At 74.7% G+C, this 26,606-nt stretch carries 25 protein-coding genes; 10 read left to right on the top strand and 15 right to left on the bottom strand.

Going from position 1 to position 26,606, the window contains the following annotated elements:
* The first annotated feature begins 26 nt into the window (after positions 1–26).
* The gene (locus ABTW87_RS17140) at positions 27–1,214 is read left to right on the top strand and encodes a spore photoproduct lyase family protein (protein ID WP_350651786.1); all 1,188 of its coding nucleotides are present in this window, start codon (positions 27–29) and stop codon (positions 1,212–1,214) included.
* 43 nt (positions 1,215–1,257) lie between these two features.
* Entirely contained in the window at positions 1,258–2,043 is a 786-nt protein-coding gene (locus ABTW87_RS17135) for an alpha/beta hydrolase (protein ID WP_350651785.1), read from the top strand.
* A gap of 5 nt (positions 2,044–2,048) precedes the next feature.
* On the opposite strand, the gene ABTW87_RS17130 is transcribed toward ABTW87_RS17135, so the two are convergent.
* Positions 2,049–2,864 (bottom strand): M15 family metallopeptidase, encoded by an 816-nt coding sequence (locus ABTW87_RS17130; protein ID WP_350651784.1) that lies wholly within the window; start codon positions 2,862–2,864, stop codon positions 2,049–2,051.
* A 122-nt stretch (positions 2,865–2,986) separates the two neighbouring features.
* On the opposite strand from ABTW87_RS17130, the gene ABTW87_RS17125 reads away from it, so the two are divergent.
* Together ABTW87_RS17125 and ABTW87_RS17120 are read left to right on the top strand one after the other, a co-directional pair.
* Positions 2,987–3,874 carry an ABC transporter ATP-binding protein gene (locus ABTW87_RS17125; protein WP_350651783.1) on the top strand — a complete coding sequence of 296 codons (888 nt, stop codon included), beginning with the start codon at positions 2,987–2,989 and terminating at the stop codon, positions 3,872–3,874.
* Positions 3,871–5,466, top strand: a complete 1,596-nt coding sequence (locus tag ABTW87_RS17120; RefSeq protein WP_350651782.1) for an ABC transporter permease — start codon at positions 3,871–3,873, stop codon at positions 5,464–5,466. The genes ABTW87_RS17125 and ABTW87_RS17120 overlap by 4 nt, the downstream gene beginning before the upstream one ends.
* Before the next feature lie 6 nt (positions 5,467–5,472).
* On the opposite strand, the gene ABTW87_RS17115 is transcribed toward ABTW87_RS17120, so the two are convergent.
* Complete coding sequence (locus tag ABTW87_RS17115) at positions 5,473–6,546, bottom strand: acetylxylan esterase (RefSeq protein WP_502891598.1); 1,074 nt, start codon at positions 6,544–6,546, stop codon at positions 5,473–5,475.
* A 52-nt stretch (positions 6,547–6,598) separates the two neighbouring features.
* Complete coding sequence (locus ABTW87_RS17110) at positions 6,599–7,900, bottom strand: ABC transporter substrate-binding protein (protein ID WP_350651781.1); 1,302 nt, start codon at positions 7,898–7,900, stop codon at positions 6,599–6,601.
* Between the two features lie 216 nt (positions 7,901–8,116).
* Here ABTW87_RS17110 and ABTW87_RS17105 point away from each other — a divergent pair, with 216 nt between their 5' ends.
* Positions 8,117–9,139 (top strand): LacI family DNA-binding transcriptional regulator, encoded by a 1,023-nt coding sequence (locus ABTW87_RS17105; protein WP_350651780.1) that lies wholly within the window; start codon positions 8,117–8,119, stop codon positions 9,137–9,139.
* A gap of 64 nt (positions 9,140–9,203) precedes the next feature.
* Here ABTW87_RS17105 and ABTW87_RS17100 read toward each other — a convergent pair whose 3' ends face one another.
* The 8 genes from ABTW87_RS17100 to ABTW87_RS17065 form a co-directional block, all read right to left on the bottom strand.
* Complete coding sequence (locus ABTW87_RS17100) at positions 9,204–10,448, bottom strand: D-alanyl-D-alanine carboxypeptidase family protein (RefSeq protein WP_350651779.1); 1,245 nt, start codon at positions 10,446–10,448, stop codon at positions 9,204–9,206.
* A gap of 68 nt (positions 10,449–10,516) precedes the next feature.
* The gene (locus tag ABTW87_RS17095) at positions 10,517–11,455 is read right to left on the bottom strand and encodes a TerC family protein (protein WP_350651799.1); all 939 of its coding nucleotides are present in this window, start codon (positions 11,453–11,455) and stop codon (positions 10,517–10,519) included.
* Between the two features lie 213 nt (positions 11,456–11,668).
* Positions 11,669–11,938 carry a hypothetical protein gene (locus ABTW87_RS17090; protein WP_350651778.1) on the bottom strand — a complete coding sequence of 90 codons (270 nt, stop codon included), beginning with the start codon at positions 11,936–11,938 and terminating at the stop codon, positions 11,669–11,671.
* Between the two features lie 75 nt (positions 11,939–12,013).
* Positions 12,014–13,393 (bottom strand): aminotransferase-like domain-containing protein, encoded by a 1,380-nt coding sequence (locus ABTW87_RS17085; RefSeq protein WP_350651798.1) that lies wholly within the window; start codon positions 13,391–13,393, stop codon positions 12,014–12,016.
* Positions 13,342–14,466 (bottom strand): alpha-hydroxy acid oxidase, encoded by a 1,125-nt coding sequence (locus ABTW87_RS17080; RefSeq protein ID WP_350651777.1) that lies wholly within the window; start codon positions 14,464–14,466, stop codon positions 13,342–13,344. Before ABTW87_RS17080 ends, ABTW87_RS17085 begins: the two co-directional genes overlap by 52 nt.
* Entirely contained in the window at positions 14,463–15,422 is a 960-nt protein-coding gene (gene lipP1 / locus ABTW87_RS17075; protein WP_350651776.1) for a LipP1 family hormone-sensitive lipase, read from the bottom strand. The genes ABTW87_RS17080 and lipP1 overlap by 4 nt, the downstream gene beginning before the upstream one ends.
* On the bottom strand, positions 15,419–16,645 hold the full coding sequence (locus tag ABTW87_RS17070) for a cytochrome P450 (RefSeq protein WP_350651775.1): 1,227 nt from the start codon (positions 16,643–16,645) through the stop codon (positions 15,419–15,421). The genes lipP1 and ABTW87_RS17070 overlap by 4 nt, the downstream gene beginning before the upstream one ends.
* Positions 16,646–16,709: 64 nt before the next feature.
* Positions 16,710–18,005 (bottom strand): SGNH/GDSL hydrolase family protein, encoded by a 1,296-nt coding sequence (locus tag ABTW87_RS17065; protein ID WP_350651774.1) that lies wholly within the window; start codon positions 18,003–18,005, stop codon positions 16,710–16,712.
* A 361-nt stretch (positions 18,006–18,366) separates the two neighbouring features.
* Between ABTW87_RS17065 and ABTW87_RS17060 the strand changes: the two genes are divergently transcribed.
* The 3 genes from ABTW87_RS17060 to ABTW87_RS17050 all read left to right on the top strand — a co-directional run bounded on the left by ABTW87_RS17060 (position 18,367) and on the right by ABTW87_RS17050 (position 21,624).
* Positions 18,367–19,926, top strand: a complete 1,560-nt coding sequence (locus ABTW87_RS17060) for a class I adenylate-forming enzyme family protein (protein ID WP_350651773.1) — start codon at positions 18,367–18,369, stop codon at positions 19,924–19,926.
* Positions 19,923–21,137 carry an MFS transporter gene (locus ABTW87_RS17055; RefSeq protein ID WP_350651772.1) on the top strand — a complete coding sequence of 405 codons (1,215 nt, stop codon included), beginning with the start codon at positions 19,923–19,925 and terminating at the stop codon, positions 21,135–21,137. The genes ABTW87_RS17060 and ABTW87_RS17055 overlap by 4 nt, the downstream gene beginning before the upstream one ends.
* Before the next feature lie 91 nt (positions 21,138–21,228).
* Entirely contained in the window at positions 21,229–21,624 is a 396-nt protein-coding gene (locus ABTW87_RS17050; protein ID WP_350651771.1) for an MmcQ/YjbR family DNA-binding protein, read from the top strand.
* On the opposite strand, the gene ABTW87_RS17045 is transcribed toward ABTW87_RS17050, so the two are convergent.
* Positions 21,554–22,087: a hypothetical protein gene (locus ABTW87_RS17045; RefSeq protein ID WP_350651770.1), complete on the bottom strand. Its 534-nt coding sequence runs from the start codon at positions 22,085–22,087 to the stop codon at positions 21,554–21,556. The genes ABTW87_RS17050 and ABTW87_RS17045 overlap by 71 nt on opposite strands.
* A 155-nt stretch (positions 22,088–22,242) precedes the next feature.
* On the opposite strand from ABTW87_RS17045, the gene ABTW87_RS17040 reads away from it, so the two are divergent.
* A complete protein-coding gene (locus ABTW87_RS17040; RefSeq protein ID WP_350651769.1) occupies positions 22,243–22,884 on the top strand; it encodes an HAD family hydrolase in 642 nt (213 codons plus the stop codon).
* Between the two features lie 47 nt (positions 22,885–22,931).
* Here the strand turns inward: ABTW87_RS17040 and ABTW87_RS17035 are convergent, their stop codons facing one another.
* Both ABTW87_RS17035 and ABTW87_RS17030 read right to left on the bottom strand, forming a co-directional pair.
* Positions 22,932–23,870 (bottom strand): CE1 family esterase, encoded by a 939-nt coding sequence (locus ABTW87_RS17035; protein ID WP_350651768.1) that lies wholly within the window; start codon positions 23,868–23,870, stop codon positions 22,932–22,934.
* A gap of 9 nt (positions 23,871–23,879) precedes the next feature.
* A complete protein-coding gene (locus tag ABTW87_RS17030; RefSeq protein WP_350651767.1) occupies positions 23,880–24,371 on the bottom strand; it encodes an SLOG cluster 4 domain-containing protein in 492 nt (163 codons plus the stop codon).
* Positions 24,372–24,465: 94 nt separating this feature from the next.
* Between ABTW87_RS17030 and ABTW87_RS17025 the strand changes: the two genes are divergently transcribed.
* A complete protein-coding gene (locus tag ABTW87_RS17025; protein ID WP_350651766.1) occupies positions 24,466–25,164 on the top strand; it encodes an SGNH/GDSL hydrolase family protein in 699 nt (232 codons plus the stop codon).
* Positions 25,165–25,246: 82 nt separating this feature from the next.
* Here ABTW87_RS17025 and ABTW87_RS17020 read toward each other — a convergent pair whose 3' ends face one another.
* Positions 25,247–26,605: an ATP-grasp domain-containing protein gene (locus tag ABTW87_RS17020; RefSeq protein WP_350651765.1), complete on the bottom strand. Its 1,359-nt coding sequence runs from the start codon at positions 26,603–26,605 to the stop codon at positions 25,247–25,249.
* Between the last annotated feature and the right edge of the window lies 1 nt (position 26,606).

Below are 26,606 nucleotides of genomic sequence, written 5' to 3'. Positions count from 1 at the left end.
ACGTCCGGAACGGGTACCCCGCGTGGATGAGGCCGGACGGGGTGGTGGACGTCGACGAGCCGCTCGCGGTGGGCGTACCCCCGGCGCCGCACGACGCCAGCGGCGAACGCGTCCCGACCCGCGACCTGGCCGGGCTCGCGCCGCCCGCGCGCCCGGCGCGCCGCTGGACGCCGCGCCGGGTGGTCGCCACCCCGGCCGCCCTCGACCAGCCGCACGGCGCGCGGATCGCCGCCCGGGTCGAGGCGCTGGGCCTGGAGGTCGAGCGGCTGCGCGGCAACCGCCTCACCGGGGTGCGCGGGGAGACCGAGCGGGAGACGTACGCGCGGGCGAAGGGCACCCTGGCGATCGTGGTGAGCCCACCGTCGCGCCGCCGGCTGCAACCGATCGCGCCGAGCGCCGACTGGCGGGTGGACCTCGCCGAGGGCTGCCCCGCCCACTGCCAGTACTGCTACCTGGCGGGGTCGCTCACCGGGCCGCCGGTGACCCGCGTGTACGCGGACCTCGACGACATCCTCGCCGGTCTGGCGGATTACCTCGGCCGCGGGACGGTGACCAGCCGCAAGCGCGAGCGGGCGGGCGAGGGAACCACGTTCGAGGCGTCCTGCTACACCGACCCGCTCGCTCTCGAGCACCTGACCGGTAGCTGGCGGCGGGCGGTGGAGCACTTCGGCGGGTGGGACGCCCCCGTGCAGCTGCGGTGGACGACCAAGTACGCGGACGTCGGCACCTTCGTCGGGCTGCCGCACGCCGGCCGGACCCGGGTGCGGTTCAGCGTCAACTGCCGGCCGGTCGCCGAGCGGTTCGAGGGCGGCACGGCACCGGTACCGGATCGGCTGGCCGCGTTGCGCCGGCTCGCCCTGGCCGGCTACCCGGTGGGGTTGACCGTCGCACCGATCATGCCGCTGCCCGGCTGGCGGGAGCACTACGGCGAGCTGCTGGACGCGGTCTCGGCGGCAGTGACCGGCGTGCCGGCGCTCGACCTGACCGCCGAGCTGATCACCCACCGGTTCACGCCGGGCAGCAAGGAGGTGCTGCTGGGCTGGTATCCGCGTACCCGGCTGGAGATGGACGAGGCGGCCCGCAGCCGCAAGCACGGCCGGTTCGGCGCGGTCAAGTACGTCTACCCGCGCGAGGTCATGTCCGAGCTGCGCACCTGGTTCACCGCGGCGCTGGCCGAGCGGGTGCCCGGCTGCCGCGTCCTGTACTGGACCTGACCGCAGGGCGGCGTCGCGCCGGTGGCACGTAGCATCGGCGGCCATGGCCCTGATGCGCGTTGACTTCTACTCCGAGGTGCTCGGCCTGTCCACGTCGATGACGGTGATCCTGCCGCAGCGCACCGCGTCGCAGATCGGCCTGGCCGGCGCCGCGCCGGCCGGTGACCCGCCGGTGCTCTACCTGCTGCACGGCCTCACCGACGACGACACCATCTGGCTGCGCCGCACGTCCGTCGAGCGGTACGTCGCGCCGCTCGGCCTGGCCGTGGTGATGCCGCAGGTGGCGCGGAGCTTCTACGCCGACGAGGAGAACGGCAACCGGTACTGGACGTTCCTGAGCGAGGAACTGCCGGCGGTGTGCCACGACTTCTTCCGGCTGTCGCGGCGGCGGGAGGACACCTACGTCGCCGGGCTCTCCATGGGCGGCTACGGCGCGGTGAAGTGGGCGCTGCGGCACCCGGACCGGTTCGCGGCGGCGGCGAGCCTGTCCGGCGCCCTCGACGTGGCCCGTCGCCGGCACCACCCGACCGCTCCGGTGGACCCGCGCGTGTGGCACACGGTGTTCGGCGAACGGCCGGTGGCCGGCACCGGGGACGACACGGTGGCGCTGCTCGACAGGTACGGCCCGGACGGGCCCGCGCTCTACGTGGCCTGCGGCACGGAGGACTTCCTGTACGAGGACAACGTGCGCTTCGTCGGGGCCGCCCGGGAGCGCGGGGTGCCGCTGACCGTGGACTTCTCCCCGGGCGACCACGACTGGGCGTACTGGGACGCGAAGATCCGGGACGTGCTGTCCTGGCTGCCGTTGCGGGACCGCCCGGCCGGCTGAGCGTTTCAGCCGACCGAGGCGCGGGCCACCGGCGCGTCGAAGTAGCGGTCGGGGTACGGCTCGTCGCGGTAGCGGTAGTGCCACCACTCGCGGTCGTAGTTGACGAACCCCTCCCGGGTCATCAGGTCGCGCAGCAGGTGCCGGTTGGCCCGGGCGGTCGCGCTCACCCGTGCGCTGTCGGTGTGCGCGAGCGGGTCGAAGCAGTCGAACCCGGTGCCCATGTCGATGCTGTCGTCGGCGAACCGCTGGCCCGCCGGGGCGGTACAGGCGACGAGCGGCTGCCCCGGCGAGTACGGTGCCGGGCCCGGGCTGCCGGCGTCCACCAGGGTCAGGTCGACCGCGCTGCCCCGGCTGTGCGCGGTCGGCGCGCTGACGTACCCCCGGTCGAACAGCTCCGACTTCGGCACCCGGGGATGGAACTCGGCCTTCGTCCGCTCCTGCCCGGGCCGGCCGGCCCAGGTCACGATGTCGTCGACCGCCGGTTGGGGGCGGTAGCAGTCGTACACCTTGAGGCTGAGGCCCCGGGCCAGGGCGGCGTCCTGCACCCGGCGCAGCGCCTCGGCGGCCGGCCGGGTGAGCAGGCAGAGCGGTTCGTCGTAGCCGGCCAGCGGGCGGCCGACGAAGTTGTGCCCGCCGGCGTACCGGATGTCGGCGCGGATGCGCGGGTCGACGTCGGCGAGCACCACGAACCCCGGCAGGCGGGGCGCGGCGGGCGACGACGGCGGTGGCCGGGACGGCTCGGGCGCGGGACACCCGGCGGCCAGCGCCACGACCGCCAGCAGCGCGGCCGCGCCGGCCGGCCCGGTGATTGGTCCCCGCACGGACCCTGTCTACCAGCCGCCGCCGTGGTCCCGGGCCGGGTTGACAGCGGGCGCTACGCTGACCGCGGTGCGCCGGGAAGTCTGGTCGGCAGTCGTGAGCCCCGACGACCCGGGAGGCTGCCGTGAGCGCGCCCGCAATCCGCACCGAAGCCCTGACCAAGCGGTACGGCACCGTGTCCGCCCTGGACGGGTTGGATCTGACGGTTCCCGCCGGGGAGGTGTTCGGTTTCCTCGGCCCGAACGGCGCCGGCAAGTCCACCACCATCCGGCTGCTGCTCGGCCTGGCCCGCCCGACCTCCGGCCGGGCGTGGATCTTCGGCTCGGACGCCGCCGACGTGGCCGCGGCGCACCAGCGCCTCGCGTACGTGCCCGCCGACGTGGCGCTGTGGCCCCGGCTGACCGGCGCGGAGGTGCTGGAGCTGCTCGGCGCCGTCGGTCCGGGCGTCGACCGGGCCTACCGGGACGAGCTGGTCCGGCGGTTCGCGCTCGACCTGTCGAAGCCGGCCGGCGCGTACTCGACCGGCAACCGGCAGAAGGTCGCGCTGGTGGCCGCGTTCGCCACCCGGGCTCCGCTGCTGGTCCTCGACGAGCCGACCAGCGGGCTGGATCCGCTCATGGAGCGGGAGTTCCGGCGGGCGGTCGCCGAAGCCCGGGCCGACGGCCGGACGGTGTTCCTCTGCTCGCACCAGTTGGCCGAGGTGGAGGCGGTCTGCGACCGGGTGGGGATCCTGCGGGCCGGGAAGCTGGTCGACGTCGCCACGGTGCCCGACCTGCGGGCCCTGCACCGCACCGAGGTCCTGGTCCGGTTCGCCGGCCCGGCGCCGGACCTGCGCGACGTGCCCGGTGTGGGTGCCGTCGAACGCGGCGCCGACGGCGCGCTGCGGTTCACGCTCACCGGGCCACCGGGGCCGGCGCTGCGCCAGATCACGGCGGCGGACGTCACGGCGGTCAGCATGCGGGAGCCCACCCTGGAGGAGATCTTCCTCGACTACTACGGGGAGCAGCCGTGAGCGCCGCGCTCGCCGGGCGGGCCGTCACCCGCCTGGCGGCGCGCCAGATCCAGCGCGGCGGCCTGATCGTCGTCGCCGTCACCGCCGGCATGTCGGCTCTGGTCGCCGCCACGTACGCGAGCACGATGGGCACCGAGGCCGACGCGGCCGCGCTGGCCGCCCTGGCCGGGAACCCGGCGATCCGCACGCTGTTCGGCGAGCCGGTCGCGTTGGACACGCCCGGTGGCTTCACCGTCTGGCGCACCGGCACGGTCCTGGCCGTCCTGCTGTCGGTCTGGGGGCTGCTCGCGGTCACCCGCACCACGCGGGGCGAGGAGGAGGCCGGTCGCTGGAGCCTCCTGCTCGCCGGACGGCTCGGGGTCCGCGCGGTGCTGGGCCGGCACCTGCTCGTTCTGGCCGGCGTCATGGGGGCCGTCGGGGTGGCGGTCACCGGCGCGCTGGTCGCGGCCGGCACCCCGGCCGCCGGGGCGGTACGGCACGGCGCGGGTCTCGCGCTGGCCGGGCTGTTCGCGGTCGCGCTCGCCGCCCTCGCCGCCCAGGTGTTCCCCACCCGGGCCGGGGCGACCGGCGCCACCGTGGCCGTGCTCGGGGTCGGGCTGCTCGCCCGGATGGTCGGTGACGGTGTCGCCGCGCTGGCCTGGCTACGGTGGCTGTCGCCGTTCGGGCTGCTCGCGCTGACCCGGCCCTACCTGGACGACCGGTCCCTGCCGCTGGTGGTCCTGGCGGCCGGGGCGGTCGTCGTCGGCGCCGCGGCGATCGTCCTCGCCGGTCGCCGGGACGTCGGCGGCGGCCTGGTCGCCGGCACCGCCGGGCGGCCGCCCCGGCGGCTCCTGCTCGGCTCGGTGCCCCGGTTCGCGCTGCGCCGGCTGCTGCGCCCGCTCGCCGGCTGGGCGGCCGGCGTCGGTGCGTACTTCCTGCTGATCGGTGTGCTCGCGACGTCGATGACACGGTTCCTCGCCGACAACCCCCGCTTCGCCGAACTCGCGGCCCAGGCCGGCTTCGCCGGGTTGAGCAGCGTCCGGGGGTACGCGGCCACCCTGTTCGCCCTGCTCGCCGTCCCGGTGGGCACCTTCGCGGCGGTACGCCTGGGCGCCTTCGCCGCGGCGGAGGCCGACCGGCGGCTGACTCTCCTGTACGCCCTTCCGGTCACCCGCCGGCGCCTGCTCGGCGCGGAGGCGCTGACCGTCGTCGCCGGCTCAGTGGTGCTGCTCGCGGTGGCGGCGGTGGCCACCTGGGCCGGCGCCGCGTCGGTCGGCGCGGACCTGCCGCTGGCAGCGGCGCTGGCCGGGACGCTGAACGTCCTGCCGGTCGTGCTGCTCTGCGCGGGCGCGGCGGTGCTGGCCCTCGGCTGGGTGCCCCGGGCGGTGGCCGGCGTCGGCGCGCTCCCGGCGGCCGGCGGCTTCCTGCTCCAGGTCGTGGCTGACAGCGTCGGCGCACCGGCCTGGGTGGCGCACCTGTCACCGTTCGCGCACCTCGCGGCCGTGCCCGCAACGGGTGTCAACTGGCCCGCGGCGCTCACGATGATCGTGCTGGCGCTTGTCGCCGCGGCGCTCGGCGTGGCCGGCCACCAGCGGCGGGACCTGATCGGCTGATCCGGCTCAGCGGACGGCGTGGTTACCGGCGACCGGGCCGTCCGCGCCGAACGGTACGTCGGCGGACGGCGAGGGCACGTCCGGGTCGTCGTCGGCGGGGTCGTCGGTGCGGCGCGGTGGCCCGAGATGGGTACGGAGGAACTCCAGCGCCGCCACGTCGTCGTCGACGCCACCCGCCTCGTGGCCGTTGTACCGCCACACGGCCAGCTCGGCCGGGCCGCACCACGCGTTCACGGCGGCGTACACGGTGGACGGCGGCACGATCTCGTCCATGAGCGCGACCGAGAACCGGGCCGGCAGCCGGCAGCGGCGGGCGAAGTTCACCCCGTCGACGTACGCGAGGGTGGCAAGTACCCGCTCCTCGGCGTCGCGGTGGATCGCCAGGTAGTCGCGGATCTCCCGGTACGGGTAGGCGTCGGTGCTGACCACGGCGTGCGGGATGTCGCAGAGGAACGGCACTCCGGCCACCACCGCCCGGAGCCCGGGTGCCAGGGCGGCGGCGGCCAGCGCCAGCGCGCCGCCCTGGCTGTGCCCGAGGACGGCCACCCGGTGCGGGTCGACCCAGGGCAGGTCGCGTACGGCGTGGACCGCCTGCACCGCGTCGGTGATCAGTCGGCGGTAGTAGTAGGTGCGCGGGCTGCCGATGCCGCGGGTGACCACACCCGGGGCCTCGGGTCCGGCGGCGGCCGGGTCCGGGGTGTCGCCCCGGCTCCAGCCCGACCCCTGTCCCCGGGTGTCCATCTGCAGGTGGGCGAAGCCGGCCGACGCCCACAGCAACGTCTCCACCGGGTGTCCCCGGCCGCCTCCGTAGCCGGCGTACTGCACCACCGCCGGCAGCGGCCCGTTCGACTCCGCCGGCACGCGCAGCCAGGCCCGTACCGGCTGGCCGGCGTACCCGGCGAAGGTCACGTCGTACACGTCGACCGTGGTCAGCCCGGTGTCCACCGGCTGGGCCCGGACCGGCCACTCGGCCAGCCGGGCGGCGCCGATCGTCTCGGCCCAGAAGAGGTCGAAGTCGACCGGGTCGGCCACCGCGCTGCGGTGGCCCCGCAGCCGCTCCTCCGGCAGGTCGGTGAACACGATCAGCCCTCCCACCTGGTCACGGGGCACCGCGGGTGCGTGCCGGCCATGGTCAGCCGGCCTGCAACGACTGCATGGCCTTGATGAAGCCGTCGGCGTCCATCCGCCCGTTGGTGTACTGCTGCACCGCGCGGTGGATGGTGGTGGTGGCGGCCGGCGGGTAGGCCTGGTCCCAGGAGAGCTGGAACGACGGCGCCCGCTTCACCAGGTCGTACTGGAACCTCGCGTACGCCGGGTTGCCGGCGCTGTCGAGGAACTCCCCGGTGTCGACGGTGGTGGGCAGGTTGCCGATGGCCAGCTGCGCCCGGACGAACTCGGCGGAGTACATGAGCTTGAGGAACTCGGCGACCGCCTCCGGGTGCCTGGTCCGGTGGTGCACCGAGTAGAAGTTGTTGGTGTTGCCGGCCACGTTGCGCCGGTCGCCCTTGCCGCCGGGGACGCGGGGGAACGTGGTCCACCCGAGGTCGTTCCTGGCGAACTCGGGGTTGGCGTCGTGGTGCGTGGAGTACGCCCACGAGCCCATCAGCTCGAAGCCGGCCCGGCCACTGGCGAGCAGGGTCGGTGAGCCGCCGTCGGTGAACTTGACCGAGTCGAAGCTGGTGCCGAAGGCGCCGGCGTCGGTGAGCTGCCGCAGCAGGTCGAGGGCGCGGCGGCTGTCCGCGCTCGCCCACACGTCCTTCTCCCCGGCGAGCGCCGAGCGGAACAGCTCCGGGCCGGCGACCCGGTCGTAGAGGTACTGGAACCACATCTGGGTCGGCCACTGGTCGCCGCCGCCGAGGGCGATCGGGGTGATCTTCCGGGCCTTGAGGACGTCCACCGCGTCGAGCAGGTCGTCCCAGGTCCGCGGCGGGGCCAGGCCGTTGTCGGCGAGGACCTTCTTGTTGTGGAACAGCAGCACCGGCTGGGTGCCGCGCATCGGGACGCCGTACGCCCTGCCGTCGACGACGGCGGTGTCGAACACCGAGGGCAGGAAGTTGTCCTTCAGACCCGGGTCCTTGGCGATCATGTCGTCGAGCGGCAGCAGCAGGCCGGCCCTGACCAGTGGCGCGATGCTGCCGCCACCCCAGTTGAAGAAGACGTCCGGCGCCTGGTCGGTGTCGATGATCGTCCGGAGCCGCATCTCGTAGTCGGCACCGGGGACGGTCTCCAGGACGGCCTTGACCTTGGAGGTCCGGTTGAAGGTCTCGACGATCTGTGCCTCCACCCGGTTGGTGCCGTCGCCGTAGACCAGAATGCGGATCTGGTCGGGCGTACCGCCCGCGTCGTCACCGCCGCAGGCCGCCAGGGGCGGAATCAGGGCGAGGGCGGCGCCGACCGCGACGGCGCGGGCAAGGCGCGAGCGTATTCGCATCATCGAGGCATTTCATTGTGTGGTTTCAGGGGGTGGGCGGCGCGAAAGGCGTTCGATAAACTTCCGGAACGTTTCCGTAACCTGCTCGCACGCTAGAACCGCCCCGCCATGTCGTCAACCCCCCTGGGTGGGGCAAGATGATCCCCGGGGGCGGGCGAGCCGTTCCGGATCTGCGTCGATGCCCGGTCGGCTCGTGCCCGGCCGGTGAAGGAGGCTCGGGTGGACACGGACGAGGGACGCAGGGTGACCATCACCGCGATCGCGCGGGAGGCCGGCGTCTCCGTGCCGACCGTCTCCCGCGTGCTCAACGGGCGCTCGGACGTCGCACCCGACACCCGGGAACGCGTCGAGGAGCTGCTGCGCCAGCACGGCTACCGGCGCCCCGGCAACCGCGCGGTGCACCGGGCCGGCCTGCTCGACCTGGTCTTCAACGACCTGGACAGCCCCTGGGCGGTGGAGATCATCCGTGGTGTGGAGGACGTCGGCCACGGCGCCGGGGTCGGCACGGTGGTCTCCGCGATCCACCGGCAACCGGCCTCCGCCCGGCAGTGGCTGCAGAACCTGCGCGCGCGGGCGACCGACGGCGTCATCTTCGTGACCTCGCACCTGAGCCCGCCGCTGCACGCGCAACTGCGCCGGCTCAACGTGCCGGTGGTGGTGGTCGACCCGGCCGGCGTGCCGGCCACCGACGTGCCCACGGTCGGCGCGACCAACTGGGCCGGCGGCATCGCCGCGACCGAGCACCTGCTCTCCCTCGGGCACCGGCGGATCGGTTTCGTGGCCGGCCCGACAAACATGCTGTGCAGCCGGGCCCGCCTCGACGGTCACCGCGCCGCCCTGGAGGCCGCCGGCGTCACGGTGGACGACCGACTCGTGCAGCCCGGCGACTTCTACCACGCCTCCGGCTTCGCCGGCGGCACCGCGCTGCTGGACCTCGACGACCCGCCCACGGCGATCTTCGCCGCCAGCGACCAGATGGCCTTCGGCGTCTACGAGGCGATCCGTCGCAAGGGGCTGCGGGTGCCCGACGACATCAGCGTGGTGGGTTTCGACGACCTGCCCGAGGCGCGGTGGGCGTCGCCGCCGCTGACCACCGTCCGCCAGCCCCTGGTCGAGATGGGCCGGCTGGCGGCGCGGACGGCGCTGCGGCTGGCGCAGGGCGAGGGCATCGACTCCCCCCGGGTCGAGCTGGCCACCGAGCTGGTCGTCCGGGACAGCACCGCCCCGCCGCCCCGGTCCTGAGCCCGGGCCGGTCCGGCGGGAGCGCGTTCCGGGAGAGCACCGGAACTTCCGGCACCGCCGGCGGTCAGGCGCGACGCCGACCGCGCCGCCGGCGGGGCGCGCGGGCCCGGCGCACCACAAGCGCCAGCAGGCCACCCACCCCGGCCACCGCCGCGACCAGCAGCGGCCCCGGCCCGGTCAGCCCCTCGGGGAGCGGATCGGCTGCCGGACGGGCGTCGGCGGCCCTCGGGACCGGCGCGGCGGAGGGGGACGGCTCCAGCTCGCCCGGCTCGACGAGCCGGCCGACGCCGGTGTCCCGGGGCAGGGAGAAACCCCAGTCGAGCAGCTCGGCGCCCTGCTGCCAGCCGCGCAGCGGCCGGGCCTCCGCACCCAGCAGGGTCACCACCAGCCGCCGGCCGCCGCGCTCCGCCGCCCCGACGTACGTGTGCCGGGCCAGGTTGGTGAAGCCGGTCTTGCCGCCCAGCGCCCCCGGGTAGCGGTGGATGAGCTGGTTCTCGTTCTGGATCTGGAAGCCCTTGGTCCGGGGCCGGCGCTGGGCGGGGATCTGGTGCGTCTCGGTCAGCGCGTACCGCCGGAAGGTCGGGTCGGCGAAACACGCCCGGGCGATCAGGGCGAGGTCGTAGGCGCTTGTGAACTGGCCCGGACCGTCCAGGCCGGACGGTGTCACCGCGCGCGTCTGCCGGGCACCCAGGCGGCGGGCGGTCTCGTTCATCGCCCGCACGCCGCCGGCCTGACCCTCGGCGCCGCCACCGAGGCGGGCGAGGACGTTCGCCGCCTCGTTGCCGGACTGCAGCAGGAGCCCCAGCCACACCGTCTCGACGCGGTACTGCCCGCCCACGACCAGCCCGACGGCCGACGAGCCGGGCTCGATGTCCAGGTCCTCGCGGGTCACCGTGACCACCTGCGCGGGGTCGAGGCGCGGCAGCAGGGCCGCCGCCAGCAGCAGCTTCTGCACGCTGGCCGGGGTGGCGTACTCGTGCGGGCCGCACGCGCCGAGCACCTGGCCGGTGTCCAGGTCCGCGACGAGCCACGAGGTCGCGGTGACCCCGGGCGGCCGGGGCGCGCCGTCGGGGACCACCAGGCCGACGGTGGCAAGTGCCTCGCCACCCACGGCACGGTCCTCGGGCCGCGGCGGCGGCGGGGACGGCCGCGGGGGCCGGGACGGCGCCGGTTTGGGCACCGCGACGCGCGGACACGGCACCTCGCGGGCGACGGCGGTGGTACGCCCCGGCGCGGCGGTGGCCGCCGTCGGGACCGCGACCGGCAGGAGGACGGTGCACACGGCGACCGCCAGCAGCCGAAAACTCATGCTCTCCGAACCCTCATCGACAAGATCGACCTTGACCCTAGTTGACACGGTCGCCGACCGGGAGAGGTTCACCCCTCGACGTCCGCAAGCCGCTCCTCGCGGGTCGCGACGAGGCTCCACCCGATCGAGACGGCCAGGGTGACCACGATGACGCCCAGGGTCACCGGGACGGGCAGCTTGCCGACCGGCGTCTCGGAGAGGATCAGCTTCACGCCGGCGAAGGCGAGCAGGACCGCCAGACCGTAGTGCAGCTTGGTGAAGCGGCGCAGCAGCCCGGCCAGGCAGAAGTAGAGGCTGCGCAGGCCCAGCACCGCGAAGGCGTTGGCGGTCCAGACGATGAACGTGCTGGTCGTGATCGCCAGCACGGCGGCGACCGAGTCGATCGCGAAGACCAGGTCGGTCGCCTCGACCGCGATCAGCACGACGAAGAGCAGGGTGGCGACCCGCCGCCCGTCGAGCCGGACGAAGAACCGGTCCCCGTGGTAGCGGGGGTCGGTGGGTACCACCCGACGGACCAGCCGCACCACGAGGTTGCGCTCCGGGTGGACCTCCTCGTCGTGCCGGAAGGCCATCTTCCAGCCGGTCCAGACGAGGAAGGCACCGAAGACGTACGCGGTCCAGAAGAAGGTCTGCAGCAGTTCGGCGCCGACGAAGATGAACACCAGCCGGAACGCGAGCGCGCCGACGACGCCCCAGAACAGGACCTTGTGCTGGTACGCGGCGGGCACCGCGAAGTAGGTGAAGACGAGCGCGAAGACGAAGACGTTGTCAACCGAGAGCGCCTTCTCGATCAGGTACCCCGCGTAGTAGGCGCCGGCCGCCTCGTCGCCCTGCCAGACCCAGAGCAGGACGCCGAAGGCGAGCCCGGCCGCGACCCAGACGGCCGACCAGGTGGCTGCCTCGCGGAACCCGATGACGTGGTTGTCGCGGTGCAGGAACAGGTCGACCGCGAGCATCAGTGCGATGCCGACGGTCAGCGCCAGCCAGGCCCACCACGGAACGGACAGGGACATCCCGACTCCCCTCGACCGGCCGGCGCGGGTCGCCGGCGTGCCGGTCGACGGTCTCCCCGGACCGCGGCGTTGGCGGCCCGCGCCGCCGGGGCCGCTCCGTCCGCGGCAGGGCGCGGGCGCAGCGGCGCCGTACTGGCGACGGCGCGTCGGTGTCGGGTACTCCCCATCGAACTACGCTCTATTATTCACGAAACCTGGTTCGCTTGTCTAGTGCGCGCGCTGGGCCTCGGCGATGGGGCGCTTGAGGTGGTAGCGGTGCACCTCGGTGCTGCCCTGCACGTTGTTCACGTCCTCGGCGGCGGACACCAGCTCCCACCCGTCGCGACCGACCCGGTTGAGGTGCGCGATCGCCGTGTCGCCGTACGCGGTGACGTCGCGGCGTGACCCGTCGGGGCCGTACCAGACGAAACTGACATGGAAATTGCGGCCCTGCCCTTGGTAGCGGCGGACCAGCAGGGCGTACTCCCAGGCGACCATGCGTCCATTATGTGTGTCCATCAAGGACGGCGGTACGCAGGCCGACGCGGATTGCGACGCGGTGAACGCGATGTGTCAACCGACCGGCGCGGTGGCGCCACGGCGGGACAGCTCGTCGGTGATCAGCGCGGTCAGCCGGTCCAGCCCCGCGTCGATCTGGGCCGGGGTGACCGCGCTCACCGAGAGCCGCAGCGCCCGCACCGGCTTCCCGCCGTCGTAGAAGTGGGCCATCGGCGTCCACAGCACCCCGTACTCGCGCGCGGAGCGGTGCAGCAGCGCGTCGTCGACCGGGAACGGCACGGTGAGCACCACGAAGAACCCGCCGGTCGGCACGGTCCACCGCACCGGCGCCCCCGCCGGGAACCGCCGGCGCAGGCCGTCGACGAGATGGCGCAGGTTCCGGTCGTACGCGGCCCGCTCGCGCGCCGTGGCGTCCACCAGGCTGCACCCGTGCTCCAGCAGCGCGCCCCCGACCACCGCCTGGGCGATCGCCGACGTGTTCACGGTGACCATGCTCTTGATCCTGGCGAGCTGGTCGGCGAGCAGGCCCACGTCGCCGTCGCGCCCGGCGACCCGCTGGTCGGCCACGACGTAGCCGACCCGGGCGCCGGGCAGCACCGTCTTGGCGAACGACCCCAGATAGACGACCCGGCGGGCGGTGTCCAGCGCCTTGAGGGTCGGCAGCCGCCGGGTGTCCCCGGCCGGAAACAGGCCGTACGGGTTGTCCTCGATCAGCAGCAGATCCTCCTCGGCGGCCAGCTCCAGCAGGGCCCGCCGGCCGGCGAGCGGGATGCTGGTGCCGGACGGGTTGGCGAAGTCGGGCATCAGGTAGCAGGCGCGCGGCCGCAGCCCCTCGGCCCGGGCCCGGCGCACCTCGGCCCGCAGGTCGGCCGGGTCCACCCCGGACGGTCCGGCGGTCACCGGGCGCACCGGCAGGTCCAGCAGCCGGGCCGCGCCGGTCAGGCCCACGTACGTCGGCGCGACGGCGAGCAGCACGTCCCGCGGTCCGGCCCGCAGCGCCCGCAGCACCAGGAACATCGCCTCCTGGCAGCCGACCGTGACCACGATCGCCTCCGGGTCGACCGTCACCCCCTCGTCGACGGCCAGGTTGCGGGCGACCAGGTGGTGCACGATCCCCTTGGTCCGCCCGTACTGGAGCAGGGTGCGCCGCACCTGCTCCGGACCCTGCCCCAGGTCGTCGGCGAGGTGCCGGCCGAACGCGTCCAGGTACCGGGGCAGCGCGGCGACGTCGAGGAACTCCTCGTACGGCCGGCCGGCGGCCAGCGACACCGCGTCCGGGTAGTCCTGCGCGACCTCGTTGAGGAAGTTCATCGAGTTCAGCGCCGGGTCGTCGAGGGCCGGATGCAGGTCGGCCAACCGCAGGTCCACGCTCGCGCCCACCGTCACCCCACCGTCATCGTGCGCAGGTCCCGCGCCTCGGCCGGGTCGGCGCAGCCGGCCAGCGCGAGCGCGTCGCGGAGCTCGCCGGCCAGCAGCGACAGCGCGGTCTCCGCCCCGGCCCGGCCGCCGGCGGCGAGCGCCCACAGCAGCGGGCGGCCCACCAGCACGCCGTGCGCGCCGAGGGCGAGGGCGCGCAGCACGTCCACGCCACCCCGGACGCCGCTGTCGAGGAGCACCTCGCACCTGCCGGCCACCGCCTCGACCACCTCGGGCAGGACCGCCGCGGTGGCCGGCGCGCCGTCGAGCTGCCGCCCGCCGTGGTTGGAGACCACCACCGCGTCCACGCCGGCGTCGGCCGCGCGGGCCGCGTCGCGGGAATCCAGGACGCCCTTGACCACCAGCGGGACGGGGGTCCGTTCCCGCAGCCACTCCAGGTCCGCCCAGGTCACCGCCGGGGCGAAGACCGCCCCGGTGTGCGCGGCCACCGCGGACACGTTCGGGGTGGCCTGGTGCGCGAGATCGTCCCGGCCGGCGGGCAGATTCGCCGCCACGACGTGCGGCGGGATGGCGAACGCGTTGCGCACGTCCCGCAGCCGCCGGCCGAGGATCGGCACGTCCACGGTGAGCACCAGCGCGGCGCAGCCGACCGCCCGCGCCCGGTCCAGCAGGTCCACGACCAGTCCCCGGTCGCGCAGCCAGTAGAGCTGGAACCACACCGTCGCCCCGGTCGCCGCGACCTCCTCGATCGGCGTGCTGCCCAGCGTGCTGGCCACGTAGGGGATGCCCGCCGCCCCGGCCGCGCCGGCCAGGGCGATCTCGCCGTCGGGGTGCAGCAGCCGCTGGTACGCCATCGGCGCGACCGCCACCGGCAGCGCGTGGGTGGCGCCGAGCAGCCGGGCCTCGGTGCGCGGGGTGTTGACCCCACGCAGCACCCGCGGCAGCACACCGACCCGGTCCAGGGCGCGGCGGTTCGCCGCGAGCGTGGTCTCCGCGCCGCTGCCGCCCTCGACGAAGTCCCAGATCTCCGGTGCCAGCGCCGCGCGGGCCAGCCCGGCGAAGTCGGCCAGCCCGGCGGGCGCGGGCGGGTCACCGAGCGGCAGGTCGGGCTTCGGCATCGGCTCAGTCATCGCCCGGTCACCGCACCGGCCGGGGCGGCGGCCGGCGCCGCGAAGCGTTCGCGGAGGAAGGCGGCGGCCTGCTCCTGGGCGCGCCGGCCGTCGTCGAAGGAGCCGGGCATGGCGAAGAAGCCGTGCACCATGCCCGCGTACCGGGTCAGCGTGGTCGGCACGCCGGCGGCCCGGAGGCGGTGGGCGTACCGCTCGCCCTCGTCGCGCAGCGGGTCGTGCTCGGCGGTGACGACCAGGGCCGGCGGCAGGCCGGTCAGGTCCTCGGCGAGCAGGGGCGAGGCGAGCGGGTTCCGGGCGTCGGCCGGGTCGGCCAGGTAGTGCTCGCGGTACCAGGTCACCGAACGCCGGTTGAACAGCAGCGGATCGTCGTCGCCGGCCGGCTCGGCGGTCTGGTCGGTGTTCGGGTACACCAGCAACTGCGCGACCAGCGGCGGACCGCCGGAACGGGCCAGCAGGGTGACCGCGGCCGCCAGGTTTCCGCCCGCGCTGTCCCCGCCCACCGCGAGGCGCGCCGGGTCGGCACCGAACGTCTCCGGCCGGGCGGCGACGTGGCGCAGCGCCGCGTGGCAGTCGTGCACCGCGGCCGGGAACGGGTGCTCGGGGGCGAGCCGGTAGCCGACGGTGACCACCTGGCAGGGCACGGCGTTGGCCAGCCGCCGGCAGATGCCGTCGGCGGTGTCGACGCTGCCCAGCGTCCAGCCGCCGCCGAAGAAGTACAGCAGCGTCGGCAGCGGCCCGGCACCGGCCGGGCGGTGGACCCGGACCGGCAGGTCGCCGGCGGGACCGGGGACGTGCGTGTCGCGTACCTCGTGCACCGGCTCGACCGCGCCGGAGCCGGCGCGGATCGCGGCGAGGTCGGCGGCGCGGGCCTCGGCGAGGGTCTGGGTGTACAGCGGCGGCGTGCCGGCCGCCGCGCGACCGGCCCGGTACGCCTCAGCCTGGGGGTGCAGGCTCACCGGTCCTCCCCTCCCCCGGTGCTGACCAGCAGCTTGTCGATGCCCCGCAGGAACAGGCTGCCGCTGTGGACGGGTTGCTCGTCGATGCGCAGCCGGGGGAAGCGGGACAGCAGCCGGGGCAGCGCCAGCCGGCCCTCCAGGCGGGACACCGCCGCGCCGAGGCAGTAGTGCGGGCCGATGCCGAACGCCAGCGAGGGCGGGCCGGCGCGGCGAGGATCGAACCGGTCCGGGTCGGGGAAACGGGCCGGATCGCGGTTGGCGGCGGCGATGATCAGCAGCACGTTCTGGTCCTGCGCGACCGGCACCCCGCCGAGGACCGCGTCGCGGGGCGCGGCCCGGGCCAGGAAGTGCACCGGCGCCTGCAACCGCAGGATCTCGTCGACCGCCCCCGCGGTCAGCGCCGGATCGTCGGGCAGCGCGGCGGCGACCTCGGGGTGGGCCAGCAGCACCGGCAGCCCGTTGCTGAACATGTAGACGGTGGTGACGAAGCTCGCGTTGAACAGCACGATCAGGTTGCTGATCAGCTCGTCCTCGGTCAGGTCCACCCCGCCCGCGTCGACCGCCTCGACCAGCCCGCTGATCAGGTCCTCCCCCGGCGTCCGGCGGCGGTGCGCGAGCAGGTCGGCGTAGAAGGCCCGCAGCTCCGCGCCGGCGGCGTTGGCGGCGGCCAGCCGCTGCGGGGTCTTGCCGGCCACGTCCAGGAACTCGTCGATGCGGTCCACCCGCTCCCGGTACCAGGGCAGATCCGCCTCCGGGATGCCGACGAACTCGGCCATCACCCGCGCCGGCAGCGGGTACGCGAAGTCGGCGACGAAGTCGATCGCACCGCTCCCGGCGTCGGCCATCCGGTCCAGCAGCTCGTCGGCGACCCGGACGATCACCGGTTCCAGCGCGCCGAGCCGGCGCGGGGTGAACGTGCCGGCGAACACGTGCCGCATCCGGCCGTGGTCGGGCGGGTTGACGAACATCATCGAGGTCTGGAAGGTCCGCAGGATCTCCTGCTCCTCCCAGCCCGGCGGCGGCTGCTTGTACCACTCCGGGTCGCGCAGGACCGCGTCGACCAAATCGTAGCCGACCGCAACGGCGGTGACCGCCCGGTGCTCCGGGCGGTCCGGCAGGGCGGTGATCGGGCCCAGCGCGTGCAGCTGGGCGTAGACGGGGTACGGGTCCCGCCGGCCCTCCTCGCTGTAGAGCCGGGTCAACAACCGCTCGATGTCCACCATGGATGACTCTCCCCAGGAAATCCGTGGTGCGGGCGGCGGGGATCACCCGCCGCCCGCACCGGTGTCACAGACCGAGCAGGCGCAACGGCACGGCGTCCGCCATCGCCTGGTTGCCGGCGTCGTTCGGGTGGATGTGGTCACCCGAGTCGTACGCCGGCAGCAGCCGGCTGGGCTGCGCCGGGTCGCGCAGCACCTTGTCGAAGTCCAGCAGCCCGTCGAACTCGGTGCTGCTGCGCAGGTACGCGTTCACCGCCTGCCGGGTCGCCTCCTTCTCCGGCGTCCACACGCCCGGGTTGCCGTGCCCCTCGTACGGGGTCAGCGTGGCCACCAGGCTCCGCAGGCCGCGGGCCTTGACCTGCCGGTTGATCTGCCGCAGCGAGGCGATGATCGCGTCGGCGGAGTCGTCCGACATCCAGATGTCGTTGATCCCCAGGTGGGTGATCACGGTCCGGGCGTCGGTCTGGGCGAAGACGTCCTCGTCCAGCCGGGCGAGCGCGTTCGGGCCCAGCTCGTGGTAGCCGGGGAAACCGCCCGCGCCGGGCTCCGGGCCCTCGTGGTTGAGCCGGTTGCCGGCCAGGCTGGCGTTGAGCACGCCCGGGGTGCGGACATCGGGCCGGGCGTCGATGAGCCGGTCCGCGAGCAGGTCCGGCCAGCGCTTGTTGGCGTTGACGGTGCTGCCGTTGCCGTCGGCGATGGAGTCACCGAAGACCACCACCGAGCCGGGGCTGTGCCGGCGCTGCACGTCGATGCCGGACAGGAAGAACCAGCAGCAGTTCGGCCGGATGGTGAAGCCGGCGCCGTCGGCGGCCGAGGTGAGGTCGGTGGCGCCGATGAAGTTGGTCTGCCGGGACTGGCCGTGGAAGGTCACCGGCCCGGTCAGCGTCGGGAAGTGGACGGTGAGCACCAGGTCCTGCTGGTCGCCGATCGGGAAGGCGATCGGGTCGCTGAGCAGCTCGGCGCCACGGTTCATGGTGGCCGAGGTGGCGCCGCCGAAGGTCAGCTCGCGCAGGGTCGTCGGGTCGATGTCGGACAGGTCGTCGGGGGTGGCGGTGTTCGGGCGGGCGATTGTCGCGCGGCCCACCTGGACGGCCTGCTCGCCGTACATGTTGCTGAGCCGGACCCGCAGGACCGGCCCACCCACGGTGGTGTGCACGACCATGCGGACGCTCTGGTTGTTCAGCCCGGTGTTGGTCAGACCGGTCGAGTTGCCGCGGGTGACCGCGGCGGCCCAGGAGGCCGCCCAGGTCGTCCGGCCGCGCTCCGTCTCCGACGGGCCGGCGCTCGCCACCATGGCGGGGGTGCCCGCCACCAACAGCGTTGCCGTGGCCGCGACGACATGCCATCTCTTCGGGGTCGACATTGAACCTCCATCGTTGGCAGCCCAGAGCCCCGTCCGTCGACGGCACCTGCCTGGGCGATGGACCGGAACCTAGCCGCCGCCGCTGACGGGCGTCAATCGACCTGATCGACGTGATCAAATGTCCCGCCGGGCCGGCCGGAGGCACCTTCGGCTCCTGTCCGTCCTCGCCCGGTCACCCTAGGGTCACAGGTGGCGGCGCGGTCGCCGCAGCCCGCGCACGCTGCCCGGGCCCTGCCCGGGCGCCGCTCGTTGCCCGGGTCCCACCGGGGCACCGCTCGTTGCCCGGGTCCCGCCCGGGGTGCCGCTCGTTGCCCGGGTCCCGCCCGGGCGCCGCTCGATCGAGAGATGGGGGGCCGTCCGGATGACCGACCGACCGGGATACGTACACCGCGCGCTGGAGCTGTTCGCCGGGTACGGAGACCGTGCGGCGCTGGTGGGCGGCGGTCGCCGCCTCACGTACGCCGACGTGCACGCCGAGGTGCGCGGGCTGGCGGCGGCGGCGACGCGGCACGGCGTACGCCCGGGCGCGGCGGTGCTGGTGGCGCTCGGCAACCCGGTCGAGGCGCCGCTGGTGCAGCTCGCCCTGCACCTGCTGGGCTGCCGGACGATGTGGGTCGCCCCGGTCACCTCACGCCGGGAGATCGACGAGTTCGCGCGGCTCGCCCGCCCGGACGCCCTGGTGTACGACGCGCGGGACCCGGCGAGCCTCGGCGCGGAGCTGGCCGCCGGGCTGCCCGGCGTGCCGGTGCTGCGCCTGGGCGCCGAACTCGTCCCGGCGGGCGGCGCCGCCGACCTGCCCGCCGGCGTGCCGGTGCCGGAGTCGGTCCTGCAGACCTCCGGGACCACCGGCACGCCGAAGCTGGTACACCACCGGGAGAGCTTCTACACCCAGGTCCTCGCCCTCGCCGCGGACTTCCGGGCCGCCGGGTTCCCGCTGCTGCGGCACCTGTCGTACTCCCCGATGTGGCTGGCCAGCGGCCAGATCACCACGCTGTTCAACCTGTTCACCGGCGGCGTGCTGTTCCCGCGCGACGGCTGGGACGCCGGGGAGTTCCTGCGCACCGTGCCGGCCGAGCGGATCAACTCCACATTCCTCACCCCGCCGATGCTGTACGAGGTGCTCGACCACCCCGACCTGCCGGGCGCCGACTTCGCCTCGATGTTCATGTTCAACGTGGGCGCCGGGCCCGCCGCGCCCGCCCGGCTGCGCCAGGCGATCGCGCGGTTCGGCCCGGTGCTGCGCATCGTGTACGGGCTCAGCGAGGCGGTCGTGGTCGCCGCCCAGCCGGGGCTCACCGAGGACCCGGACCATCCGGACCGGCTGCGCTCCTGCGGCACGCCGTACGGCGACGTGCGCATCGAGATCCGCGCCGAGGACGGCACGGTGCTGCCGCCCGGGGTGGACGGCGAGGTGTGGGTGCACACGGCGCTGCGCTTCGCCGGCTACCACGGGCAGCCGGAGCTGACCGCGGAGACGCTCGTCGACGGGTGGGTGCGGACCCGCGACATCGGGCACCTCGACGAGGACGGCTACCTGTACCTGGTCGACCGCCTCCAGGACCGCATCCTCACCCGCCGGCGCAGCTGGCCGATCCACTCCCGGCCGATCGAGGACGTGCTGGCCGGGCACCCGGCAGTCCGCGCCGCCGCGGTGATCGGCGTACCGGACGAGGTGGATGGCGAACTGCCGTACGCGTACGTCGTACCGGCCCCCGGCGCGACCGTGACCGGCGCGGAGCTGATCGACCTGGTGACCACCACGCTCAGCGGGACGTGGGCGCCCGGCGGCGTTGAGTTCGTCGACGCGCTGCCGCTGAACCGGTCGAACAAGGTGGACAAGCGCGCGCTGCGGGCCCGGTACGCGGCCGACCACCCCTCGGACGTGGAGCACCCGGAGGCGTCGATCGGCAGCCGGGCGTGACCGCACGCCGCGAACTCGTCGCCCTCGTCGGCGCCGACCTGCTGTCCAACCTGGGCAGCCGGATCTCCGTCGTCGCCATCCCGTGGCTGGTGCTGGAGACGACCGGGAGCCCCACCAAGATGGGCCTGGTGGCCGCCGCCGAGACCCTGCCGTACCTGCTGTCCAGCGCGCTCGGGCCGCCGCTGGCCGACCGGATCGGGCTGCGCCGCACCTCGATCCTCGCCGACATCGGCAGCGCCGGGCTGATGGTGGCGGTGGCGCTCACCCCGTTCATCGGTTTCGGCGCGCTGCTCGCGCTGGTGGCCGTCGTCGGCACGCTGCGCGGCGTCGGCGACCGGATCAAGCACGTGATGTTCCGCCCGGTCGCCGAGGCGGCCGGGGTGAAGCTGATCCGGCTGACGTCGGTCTACGACGGGCTGGGCCGGGTGGTCACCCTCCTCGGCGCGGGCGTCGGCGGCCTGCTCATCTGGTGGTTCGGCGTGACCTGGGCGATCCTCATCGACGCGGCGAGCTTCGCGGTCTGCGCGGTCATCGTGGCGACCCTGGTCCGCCCGCCGGCACCGGCCGGCGCGCCGGCCGCCGCCCGGCAGGGCTACCTGAGCGCGCTCGGCGGCGGGTTCCGCTACCTCGGCCGGGACCGCACGCTGCTGTCCATGCTGCTTGTCATCTCGGCACTCAACATGGTGGTCAACGCCAGCATCGCCGTCTACATCCCGCTCTGGGTCGCCGACGTGCTGGGCAGCCCGGCCGGGCTGGGTCTCGTGCTCGGGGCCTTCTCGGCCGGCGCGCTGCTGGGCAACCTGCTGTTCACGATGCTCGGTCCCCGGCTGCGGCGGGACCTGACGTTCGCCGTCGGCGCGGCGGTCAGCGGCCCGCCCCGGCTGCTGGTCCTGGCGTTCAGCGAGGACCTGCCGGTCGTGCTCGCCGTGACCTTCGTGTCCGGCATCGGCATCGCGGTGGTCAACCCCCTGCTCGGGGTCGCGCTGTACGAGCGGCCACCGGCCGACCTGCAGACCCGGGTGATCGGGCTGGCCGGCTCGCTGGCCTTCGCCGGGCTGCCGCTGGGCGCGCTGCTCGGCGGCTGGTCGGTGACGGCGCTGGGGCTCGGTCCGGCGCTTGTGGCGGCGGCACTGTTCACCCTCGTCGTCACGGCCCTCCCGCTGGCCGCCGCCCTTCGCCCGCCCCCCCGCCCCACCCCCGCCGAGGTGTAAGGAAGGGCCCCCTCTTAACGTCTGGTGTAGAGGAAGGGTCCCTTGTTAACAGGGGAACCCCGGGCGCGCCCGGCACCCGTATGGTCAGCCCATGGCCACCTGGGACGACGTACGCCGGATCGCGCTGGACCTGCCGGAGACGACCGAGGCGCCCTCGTACGACGGGCTGCCCGCCTGGAAGGTGCGCGGCAAGGGTTTCGTGTGGGAGCGCCCCCTGCGCCGTGGCGACCGGGACGCGCTCGGCGCCGCCGCACCGGACGGGCCGGTCCTCGGCGCGCAGGTGCCCGACCTGGGCGCCAAGGAGGCGCTGCTCGCCGACGATCCCGCCGTCTACTTCACCACCCCGCACTTCGACGGATACCCGGCGGTCCTGGTCCGGCTGGACCGCATCGACGTCGAGGAGCTGACCGAGCTGATCACCGAGGCGTGGTACGCCCGCGCGCCGAAGCGCCTGGCGGCCGCGTACCGCTCGGAACGTCCCTCCTGACCGCACCGGTCGCCGCCAGGTACTCGTCCCGGGACCGCTCGGGCCAGCGGGCGCCGCAGCGGGCGCACCACCTCGGCGGATGGCTGTGGTAGTGGGCGAGCCCGACGGCGCCCACGACCATCACCGCGCCGGGCACCAGCGAGGCGGCCAGCAGGGCCAGCGCTTCCGCCACGTCGCTCCACCCGCCCACCGTCCCGGCCACGATCATCGCCACCAGGGCGAAGAGCACGCCGAGCAAGGCGAGGGTGAAGCCCGACACGAAGGCCAGGATGCTCAGCTGAAAGGCGACCCGCGCCCGCCGGGGTGCCCACCGCGCGACACCGTAGCCTCCGCACCGGGGGCAGTCCGGCGTGGCGCGGTGCGGCACCGACCGCAACGCCCGCGGCGCGAGCCAGCTCACCAGCGGCGTGACGACGGCCTCGATCATCTTGGTCACCAGCGCCTGGAGAAACGCGTTCAACACGACGACCGCCTCGTGCGTACGCGCACCGGTCCGGCAGACCCGGTGCTCGGGTCCCCGATTGTCGACGGCCGGTGCCAGCCCGGCCCGGTCGACGCGACGTGGCGGGGCGAACCGGTCGGGAAACGGACACGTGGCGGAGCGATAGCGTCGCCGGCATGACGAATCCGAGGATTCCGGTGGCGGGGCTGGTCTTCGACATGGACGGGACGCTGATCGAGTCGCACGCCGCGGTTCCCTCGGCGTACCGGGCGGCGGTCATCGCCCGGGGCGGCCGGGAGCACACCGACGAGGAGATCATCGCCGGGTACTCGCTCGGTGCGCCCGCCGACCTGCTCACCGCGCTGCTCGGCCGTCCCGCGACCGCCGAGGACCTGGCGCGGTACCACGACGAACTCGCCGCGGTGGCCGACCGGGTCACCGCGTACGAGGGGGTGGCGGCCCTGGTGGCGGAGGCGGCCCGGCGGGTGCCGGTTGGCCTGTTCACCGGCGCGAGCCACACCTCTGCCCGGATCCTGCTCGAGCGCACCGGCCTGGCGCGGCACTTCACCGTCGTCATCGGCGGTGACCAGGTCGAGCGGTCCAAGCCGCACCCCGAGGGGGTTCTGCTGGCCTGCCGGCGACTCGGAGTGCCACCGGAACGGACCGCGTACATCGGTGATTCACCGCTCGACCTGCGCGCCGCGCGTTCGGCGGGCGCCCTCGCCGTCGCGGCGGCCTGGGGTCACCAGTACGACCCGGCGTCCCCCGCCGACCTGACCGCGGCCCGTCCCGGGGACCTGCTGCCCCTCCTGGGCTGACCGCCACGACGCCGGACCGCCATGGCGCGGAATCGGACGCCACCTTGTCAGCCGGGCGGTCGTGGGTGGGCGCGAAGGAAGTCCACCACCTGCCGCGCGAATCCGGCGTCGAGGGCCGGAAGGTGTTCGCCGCCGGCAATGGTCCACAGTTCCGCGTGCCCGCCCGGGCGGCAGCCCTGAGCATGGGCCACGGTCCGGGTCTCCGCCGGGTCCGGGGACCCGGCGCCGGCGATCAGATCGCGGGACGGGCCGGGCCGTCCGGGCACCGCGCAGCCGTTGCGCCGGGCCCAGTCCTCCACCGTCCGCACCGCCCCCGGGTACCTGGCGCCCATGTCACCCCCCTCGTACCGGACCGAGGCATCGGCGTCACCGTGGATCTGCAACACCGCCACCGGCCGGGCCGGCGTGCAGTCGGCGGCCACCAGCGGCCCGGCGCCGGCGAAGCTGACGACGGCGGTCACCAGGTCGGCGTGCTCGCACGCCATGCGGTGCGCCATGAAGCCGCCGTTGGAGAAGCCGACCACGAAGATGCGCGCCGGGTCGACGGTGTAGTGGCGCGTGATCTCCTCGATGACACCGCGCAGGTAGGCGGAGTCGTCCACGCCGACGCCGTCCCGGTCGCAGCACGCGGGCGCGGCGTTCCAGAAGTGCCGGCCGCGACTGTCGCGCAACCCCTCCGGCCGTGCGTACAGCATCCCGTCGGCCTCCGCGACCGGGCCGAGGGCGAGGTAACGCTCGTCCTGGTCCGGGCTGCCGCCGTACCCGTGCAGCAGGACCAGCAGCGGCGCCGGCCGGCCGGGCCGGTAGCCCGTGGGCACGGCCATCCGGACCGGCCGGTCACCGCCGATCGCGGGACCGGTCGGCGTGGCGGCGCTCGCGGGCCCGACGGGTGTCGTGGGCGTCGCGGTCCCGGCCGGCGGGCCGGTGCAGGCGGCCAGCGAAAGGACGCAGAGCACCGCCAGGAGCAGCCGCGTCGAGTCCCGCATCGCCGCAGACTATCCGCGCGCAGGCGCCCCGGCCCATCCCCCGATCGCGTCGACCGCCTCCTCCGGTGTGGACACGTGGCGTAGGCCGGCGACCGGGGCGCCGGCGTCGTCGAGGACCCGCCAGCCGCCGAGCACGACCACCGGTACGCCCCCACGGCGCATCGCCAGCGCCACCTCGCTGAGGGTCCCCCACGAGCCGCCGATGGCGATGACGGCGTCGGCGCTCCACACCAGGATCGCGTTGCGCGCCTGGCCCATGTTGGTGACCACGGTGGCGGTCACGTCGGCGGCGGGCCCGTCGACGGAGCCGTCGTCGGGGCGTACGCCGATCACCAGGCCGCCGCGGGAACGGGCGCCGGCGGCGACCGCGGACATCACCCCGCCGCCACCTCCGCAGAGGACCGTGGCGCCGCGCCCGGCGAGCAGCTCGCCCACCCGACGGGCGTACGCCACCTGCACGTCGCTCGCCGCCGCCGGCCCGCACACCGCCACCTGCACCACGCGCACCATCATGCCGGGCGGCCGGTGTTAAGAAGGGACCCTTCCTCTACCGCAGGCGTTAACAAGGGGCCCTTCCTTGAGCTAGCGTCCCGGCATGGGATCGACGATCACCGAGGCGACGGATCCGTACTGCCTGCGTGCCGGGGAGAGTGCGGCGCTGCTGCGCGGGCACCCGTGGCGGCGGTTCGCGGTGCTCGGCGACAGCGTCGCCGAGGGGTTGTGCGAGCCGGTCGACGGCTACCCCGACGTGCAGTGGGCCGACCGGATCACCGCGGAGCTGCGGGCCGCCGCGCCGGATCTCGCGTACCTCAACCTGGGCCTGCGGGGGCTGCGCGCGCACGAGGTACGCGCCGCCCAGCTCGGGCCGGCGCTGGAGTTCCGGCCGGATCTGGCGCTTGTGGTGTGCGGGGGCAACGACGCGTTCCGGCCCGCGTACGACCCTGACGCGGTGGACGCCGAGCTGACCGCGATGATCGAGGCGTTGCAGGGGGCCGGGGCGGACGTCATCACCGTGGGCATGTTCGACGTCTCGCACAGCCCGGCCGTGCCCGAGCAGCACCGCGCGAACCTCGGTGCGCGGATGCGCCGCCTGGCCGCACACACCCGCGCCCTGGCCGGCCGTCTCGGCACGATCCACGTGCACCTGACCGACCATCCGCTGACCGCCGACCCGTCGATCTACAGCAGCGACGGCCGCCACGGCAGCGCCCGCAGCGACGCGATCGCCGCGGCGGAGACGGTCCGCCGCCTGGCCACCCACCTCCGCACCCGCAACGACGCCCGCCTGGGTTGATCATGAAGTTGTAGCGGCGACACGCCGGTGCGGAACGCGACAACTTCATGATCAACGGGCGCCGGGGCGCGGGCGGCTCCGGTCAGTCGACCACCAGGAGGCCGGAGAGCAGGACGCCGCGGGCCAGGTTGAGGACCCCGTCGCAGCCCGGGAAGCCGGTACGGATGCAGGCACCCGCCGGCCGGCGGCCGAACAGGTACGGGGCGATGCTGTACGGCACCTCCGCCGACACCGTCTCGCCGGTCTCGATGTGCACGAAGTCCAGCGGGACGTCGTCGGCCCGGACGTACCGCTGGAGGATGAAGCCGCCCCGCGCCGCGAACCGGCCCACCCCGTCGCGCCAGGTCTCCGGATCCGTCTCCCGGCCGATCAGCACGTCCACCCCGGCCGACCCGTCGGCGGGCTTGACCACCAGGTCCTCCCGCTCGGCCACCGCCCGGTCGACCAGGTCCGGACTGAGCAGCCAGGTACGCGGCACGTACCGGTGGACGAGGTCCCGGTCGGCCGGCGGCAGCGCGTCGGCATCCGCCCAGAGCCAGGCGAACGCCTGCTTGTTGGCGATCAGCCAGGCGGCCGCCGACACCCAAATCGGCACCGCCCCGGCCCGCACCGCCGCCTCCAGCTCGTCGACCCCGGCGCTCGGCGTCACCCGGTTGGGCACGAACAGCCGGAACACGCCGTCGACCGGCGCTCCGCGGGCGACCAGCCGGCCGGCGGCGTCCCGGGTCAGCTGCGACACCGGCGCGATGACCAGGTCCAGTCCGAACGCGGCGGCCCGGTCGACCACCGGCTGCAGCAGCCGGAAGAAGCGCTCCGGGTCGTCCAGACCGGGGTACTCGGCGTCGAAGTCGATGAGCATCGCCACCCGCGCCCCGTCCGGCAGGCCCAGACCGGAGCGGATCGCCGCGAAGCGCAGGTCCACGGCGGACGGGGCCGCCTCCAGCCGGGCCCGCCCGGTGAGGCCGCGCCGCCGGTAGACGTCGACGAACCGCCGGACGGTGGTGTCCGCGTCGAACGCCCCGCCGAGGCTGCTGTCGATGTTGTACTCCACCACGTACGGCACACCGTCGCTGAGCAGGACGTCCGGGCGGAACGCGGCGAGCAGCGCGTCGGTCAACGGCTCGTCCTCGTCGAGCAGCCGGGTCTCCCCCTCGGGCACACCGAGCAGCCGGCGCAACTCCCCCGCGGTTCCGGCCCGCCGCCGGCACGCCTCGAAGACGAGCTGGGCGAGCCGGTCGCAGACGGCGTTGAGCACGCCGAGACTGGTCTCGTCCATCACCGGCGGCCGGGCCAGCCGCCACTGCTTGTTGTACGTGGCCCGGCCGTCGAAGATCTCCCGCCAGCTCTCCGCGCCGGCGGCGACCAGGTCCGCGCGCAGGTCGGCGGGCAGGTCCAGCCACGCCTGCGCGGCGGACGGCCAGCGGTGGTCGACGTCGGTCATG

The sequence above is a fragment of the Micromonospora sp. NPDC126480 genome (assembly GCF_040302465.1).
GTDB lineage: Bacteria > Actinomycetota > Actinomycetes > Mycobacteriales > Micromonosporaceae > Micromonospora.
The sequence above is the reverse complement of the archived record's forward strand: the minus strand, read 5'-3'. Positions and strand labels throughout refer to the sequence as shown.

What these genes read in the sequence shown, in the direction of transcription:
- ABTW87_RS17140 (WP_350651786.1), top strand. Translation starts at nt 27, where the DNA reads ATGAGGCCGGACGGGGTGGTGGACGTCGACGAGCCGCTCGCGGTGGGC.
- ABTW87_RS17135 (WP_350651785.1), top strand. Translation starts at nt 1,258, where the DNA reads ATGGCCCTGATGCGCGTTGACTTCTACTCCGAGGTGCTCGGCCTGTCC.
- ABTW87_RS17110 (WP_350651781.1), bottom strand. Translation starts at nt 7,900, where the DNA reads ATGATGCGAATACGCTCGCGCCTTGCCCGCGCCGTCGCGGTCGGCGCC.
- ABTW87_RS17100 (WP_350651779.1), bottom strand. Translation starts at nt 10,448, where the DNA reads ATGAGTTTTCGGCTGCTGGCGGTCGCCGTGTGCACCGTCCTCCTGCCG.
- ABTW87_RS17090 (WP_350651778.1), bottom strand. Translation starts at nt 11,938, where the DNA reads ATGGTCGCCTGGGAGTACGCCCTGCTGGTCCGCCGCTACCAAGGGCAG.
- ABTW87_RS17080 (WP_350651777.1), bottom strand. Translation starts at nt 14,466, where the DNA reads ATGACTGAGCCGATGCCGAAGCCCGACCTGCCGCTCGGTGACCCGCCC.
- ABTW87_RS17070 (WP_350651775.1), bottom strand. Translation starts at nt 16,645, where the DNA reads ATGGTGGACATCGAGCGGTTGTTGACCCGGCTCTACAGCGAGGAGGGC.
- ABTW87_RS17065 (WP_350651774.1), bottom strand. Translation starts at nt 18,005, where the DNA reads ATGTCGACCCCGAAGAGATGGCATGTCGTCGCGGCCACGGCAACGCTG.
- ABTW87_RS17060 (WP_350651773.1), top strand. Translation starts at nt 18,367, where the DNA reads ATGACCGACCGACCGGGATACGTACACCGCGCGCTGGAGCTGTTCGCC.
- ABTW87_RS17050 (WP_350651771.1), top strand. Translation starts at nt 21,229, where the DNA reads ATGGCCACCTGGGACGACGTACGCCGGATCGCGCTGGACCTGCCGGAG.
- ABTW87_RS17040 (WP_350651769.1), top strand. Translation starts at nt 22,243, where the DNA reads ATGACGAATCCGAGGATTCCGGTGGCGGGGCTGGTCTTCGACATGGAC.
- ABTW87_RS17035 (WP_350651768.1), bottom strand. Translation starts at nt 23,870, where the DNA reads ATGCGGGACTCGACGCGGCTGCTCCTGGCGGTGCTCTGCGTCCTTTCG.
- ABTW87_RS17025 (WP_350651766.1), top strand. Translation starts at nt 24,466, where the DNA reads ATGGGATCGACGATCACCGAGGCGACGGATCCGTACTGCCTGCGTGCC.
- ABTW87_RS17020 (WP_350651765.1), bottom strand. Translation starts at nt 26,605, where the DNA reads ATGACCGACGTCGACCACCGCTGGCCGTCCGCCGCGCAGGCGTGGCTG.